Origin of the sequence: Haliscomenobacter sp. (assembly GCF_040403615.1) — a bacterium.
In the GTDB taxonomy this organism is placed as follows: domain Bacteria; phylum Bacteroidota; class Bacteroidia; order Chitinophagales; family Saprospiraceae; genus Haliscomenobacter.
Genome location: NZ_JBBAKG010000172.1, coordinates 4,201 through 8,601 on the forward strand (window position 1 = coordinate 4,201; position 4,401 = coordinate 8,601).

Here is a 4,401-nt window from a genome sequence, read left to right on the forward strand (position 1 = left end):
TCAGGTATGGTTTCAATTGCTGAAACTTCCACTGCAGCCCATTTTTCAAAGGTGGCGTCGGTTTTGAAATCGGGCATTGCATCAAAGATTTGCATGGAGTACAAATCGATGCCGATTTTGTGGGGGATGTCTTTGCGGTAGGGCATGAAGCTGCGCCACAATTCACCAGTACGATCATTGGAAAAACTCATTTTCAGGCGCTTGCCGAGGAGGGTCTTGGAGGGGTGGGTTTGGATTTTTGGGTACATGGGTTGCTAGTAGATTGGTTCAAAATTGTGTACTGGCAGCTACGCTGCTTTTTTTCACCACCTAAGCTACCGCAAACCCCGTAAACTGTCTAGCATTTTCTGGATGAAACCCAATCACAATATCTGATGCAGGTACTCCTTTTTTTACCAAATCCTCAGCAATCATTACATCTGTGTTATTGGCCAAAAGCCAAATTTTGCCATTCGGCTTGATTTGAAAATGAAAAAGAACGCTGTGGATGAATTGCTTTTCATACCAACCAGTTTCAATTAACTGAAAATGATTGTGTTGGGTATCCACAATTACTTGAAACTCGATCCCTGGTATCATTTTGCCATCGGCCTCCTCTTGTAAGATAGCCTCCAGCACTTGTTGGTATTTTTTTATCTTCTTATCCATTTCACAATTGTTTCTTGAACAGAATCGTAAACTAAAATTTTCACATTGAAATGCGCGCAAATCGCTTCAATGTCTGGGGTCAAAAAAAATGTACTGTATGCTTCTTCAGGAATGGCAAGAAATAACTGTCTGGTAGCATCACGCTCGTCCATGAAAAAACGATAAACGCCATATTGACCAAAAGCTGCATGGAAATCATAAGTCATTGATGAACCTAAAAAACTTTTGATTTCAACAGCAATCAGTTCAGATTCACGCTCTGCGGCGATGAATTTTTCGGCCCCTAGATCTACTTCATATGGTTTCCGATTCATTCGACGAATCAGGTATGGATCATGTGTAATGACCCATCCATCTTTTTCGAGTGCTTTTCGTACAATACTATGGTAAATGTCCTTTGCCATTGGGTAAAAATAAGACTTTCTAGTCAACGAATCAAGAAAACTAACAAGAGTTCTTGCGCCCATAAATCTTGGAACTTCCTCTGCACGAAACTTATCCACTTAATAACGCTTCCAACCTAACCTCTGCATCCACCACTTCCCGTGCATAGGCATTCGAGGTGACTCCATAATTCGTGATCAGCGTCAAAAATACCTGTTTTTTAGTGCCTGTGTAATCGATAAACCGTTGGCGTTTACTGACCAGTTGTTGGTATTCTTCTTTGGTAATGGTAAACGGTCCACTGTGGAATTTGATTTCACAAAGGTTTATGCAGTCATCCTTCCGATCGATCAGCAAGTCGACCTGAAAGCCTTCCACCTCAAGATTGCCTGGTACGTTGAGACTGTAGATTTGGGTATACACAGCGGCAATGCCCAAAGCGCGTTTGATGGCATCGATGTGTTTGTGGCAAAGCATCTCAAACGCGTAGCCAGCCCAAACTTTGTAAGACTGACTCTCCGCCAATTGTTGCCACATTCCTGGGGTGTATTTTTTATTTGGCTTGATGAAGCGGTGGTAAAAAATACAGTACTCATCGATCAACTGATACAATGATCCTCGTTTCTTCTTGCCGAAAGGGGTAAGTTCGCTCACAAAATCAGAAACCATTAGCTCTTCAATCGCCCTTTGATAACTGCCCGTAGCCTGTGGCATTTTGAGCAGTTTTAGTAGGTCAGCGTGGGTCATCCCGGAATTCTGGCTGGCTAATGCAGCGGCAATTTCCTGATGCAGCTCTGCGTGATTGAATAAGGCATTGAATAGGTTGTTGTACTCGTTGTGTAGGATGCCATTTGGCGAAAAACAAATGCGTTCAATGGCCACTGCAAAACTTTCTCCTTTGCGCAGGTTTTCCAGATAAAAAGGAACACCGCCCAGGGTCATGTATATTTTGGCGACCTCCTGCAAAGTAAATTGAAGTCCTCTGCTCTTTAAAAATTCGTACGTTTCGGACAACGTAAATGGAAACAAATGAATGTTCTCCGTAACCCGATTGTGCAACCCTCCCGGATCATTGAGAATTTTTTTACTGATCCAGGAAGTCGCTGATCCACAAATGACAAGAATAAAATGGGGTTCTTTGGACAAATAATCATTCCAAAGATGTGCCAACATCTGAATGAATCCCGATTTTGGTGTCGACACCCAGGGCAATTCATCGATAAAAATCACCTGCTTTTGATTCCGATCCAGGGTTTTGAGGTAATCCTTCAAATACAAAAAGGCCATCTGCCAGTTTTCAGGAGCTTTGGGAGCAAAGGCGGTGTTGTATTCTGCCAATTTTACGCCAAAATTGACCAATTGTGCGGATGTATGGCCATTCTGTATTCCGGTCATGCTAAAACAGTAATGGTCTCGGAGCAGTGTATCTATCAGAAAAGTTTTACCAACCCTTCTTCGCCCCGTGACCGCCAGAAACTCAGATCGGTTGGAAGCAAGTAAGTTGTCGATGCGTTCAATTTCTTTTTTTCTTCCAATCATTTGAAAATGAGATAAATATAAAAATAATAGCCTGGTAAATCAAAAAGATAATTCCAAATATAGGGCTATATTTGGAATTATCTACCAAGAAAAGGTGCATAATTCCAAATATAGGGTTCAGTCAAGGTCTTAAAGCCTTCCATTTTTATGAACCTTTGCTGGACATTTATGAAGCGGCCTACGACGTGCATGCCCATCGCATCTCGAGGAGCTAGAAAAAAGTGGGGATTGCGCGTTATGTTTCAGAGAGATGGGACTACACTTTATTGCCAAAATGATGATGGCTGCCATTTTTCTTTGTTTTACCAAAATTTCCACCAAGGTTTTGAGTTGTCAATTTTTTGTTGGCTCTTCTTAGTGTCGTTAGTTTCAGTTGTGCCAACTTTCCCATATTTATAACCTATGAATATTGTTTCGAAAAGCAATGCGTCAGCACTATCAAGTTCTTCGCCAAAATACCTCTTACAGATAGCAAACACGAAGTTTTCTCCAACTTGGTCTTCATCAAATGGCTCCTCAGGGAAATCGTCTAGCAAATAAATTCTATTTCCTTTGTCGTCTAGCTTTGATTTACCTAAAAGTTCTTTCTCCTCATCAAGTGGTTCTCCAAATTCTACGAACGTTCCATCGTCAGCACTTCCTGCTCTTGCTCTAATTTTCTGCCCATTTTTAATAACCGAATACCCCCATAAGTTTACTGTACTGTGTAGAATTATAGAACAAATTTCAGAATTTGGAAATTTGTGTTTTAAAAATTTTTCTACCTGCGTCTCCGAGTCCTCAAAGAACTGCATAGGCAGGTCAGGTGTACAAATAAGTAAGTTGTCTCTATAGAAACCAAGGTAAACCTTTTTGTTACCAGGATTTATAGCCACTTCGAATGGTTCGTCCTCTATTCTTCTCAAGCTCTTGAAACCTAACTCTTTAAGTAGGTCTTCATTATCCACTTGATTCGGCTTGTTAATAATTATTGTTGATGCTTTCCAACCCATATTTTTTGATTATTCGTTAGTCCTGTCCCACTTTGCCGATCGTTTTAATCTTTTCAGACCTAACTCTTTCAAAGGGATTGTATAAATATTTTCGACTCGTTTGTTTTCAATTACTTCTGTTCTTGAAAATAAAAATGCTTTTGTAGCGTAGTCTATACTTGGGCAAAATTCTCCTATTTTAGAATTCACTTTTTCGCCTAAATTAATTGGATGACTCCATTTGCCTTTTTTGCTGAAACTGATGTACAAATCACTTTCTCCAAAACCATCATTTAGAATATACAAATCATTTCCGACAATACCAGCTTTAAGGTCTGAAAAGAAAATGATAAAATCTTCTTGGGGGGATATATAAGGATTAGATTCGCTGAAGTCTGTGTAAGTGATGGTTTTGTCGAGTGGTATCGCTTTTTGGTAATGGCCATCCTTAAAATGGCTTACATAAATATCGTTGCTTTTTGTCCTTCTGGTGAAATAAATATTTTTATTATTGGAAATAGTTGCGTAAAAATCGCTCAATTCAGTGTTGATTGAGTCCGACAATCGGAACGGTTTTGTCCAACCAGTATCGGTTTGATGTAAGGCATAGATGTCAAAACTATACTGTGCTGAGGTTAGGCTGTTGAATAAAATGGTCTTCCCATCTGGTGAAAATGCGGGATCTATTTGTTTGTAATTTGGGTCAGCAAAGAAGGCCAGTACAGGCTTTTGCCACACTCCATTAATCTTGCTAGATTGATAGATTTGTAAAGTATCTCTACCCCCATAGGATTTTACAAACAGTAGTTCTTTTCCATTGGGTGAGATGGTTAACCCAAAGGCTTGATTGTCCGAAATA

6 protein-coding genes are annotated in these 4,401 nt (G+C 40.0%); all 6 read right to left on the reverse strand.

The features are described from left to right. A partial coding sequence (locus ABW391_RS27700; protein WP_353485153.1) for a GyrI-like domain-containing protein occupies positions 1–248 on the reverse strand: 248 nt, incomplete at its 3' end. Between the two features lie 61 nt (positions 249–309). Continuing rightward, positions 310–648, reverse strand: a complete 339-nt coding sequence (locus ABW391_RS27705) for a XisI protein (protein ID WP_353485154.1) — start codon at positions 646–648, stop codon at positions 310–312. Beyond that, positions 633–1,151, reverse strand: coding sequence for an element excision factor XisH family protein (locus tag ABW391_RS27710; RefSeq protein WP_353485155.1), 519 nt, complete (start codon positions 1,149–1,151; stop codon positions 633–635). The genes ABW391_RS27705 and ABW391_RS27710 overlap by 16 nt, the downstream gene beginning before the upstream one ends. Next, on the reverse strand, positions 1,144–2,571 hold the full coding sequence (locus ABW391_RS27715; RefSeq protein WP_353485156.1) for an AAA family ATPase: 1,428 nt from the start codon (positions 2,569–2,571) through the stop codon (positions 1,144–1,146). Before ABW391_RS27715 ends, ABW391_RS27710 begins: the two co-directional genes overlap by 8 nt. A 302-nt stretch (positions 2,572–2,873) precedes the next feature. Further along, the gene (locus ABW391_RS27720; protein WP_353485157.1) at positions 2,874–3,563 is read right to left on the reverse strand and encodes a DUF6928 family protein; all 690 of its coding nucleotides are present in this window, start codon (positions 3,561–3,563) and stop codon (positions 2,874–2,876) included. Between the two features lie 9 nt (positions 3,564–3,572). Further along, on the reverse strand, positions 3,573–4,401 hold an 829-nt coding region (locus ABW391_RS27725; protein ID WP_353485158.1), incomplete at its 5' end, for a TolB family protein.

Excerpts from the sequence above, each read along its gene's own strand:
- ABW391_RS27705 (WP_353485154.1), bottom strand. The coding sequence starts at position 648 with ATGGATAAGAAGATAAAAAAATACCAACAAGTGCTGGAGGCTATCTTA.
- ABW391_RS27715 (WP_353485156.1), bottom strand. The coding sequence starts at position 2,571 with ATGATTGGAAGAAAAAAAGAAATTGAACGCATCGACAACTTACTTGCT.
- ABW391_RS27720 (WP_353485157.1), bottom strand. The coding sequence starts at position 3,563 with ATGGGTTGGAAAGCATCAACAATAATTATTAACAAGCCGAATCAAGTG.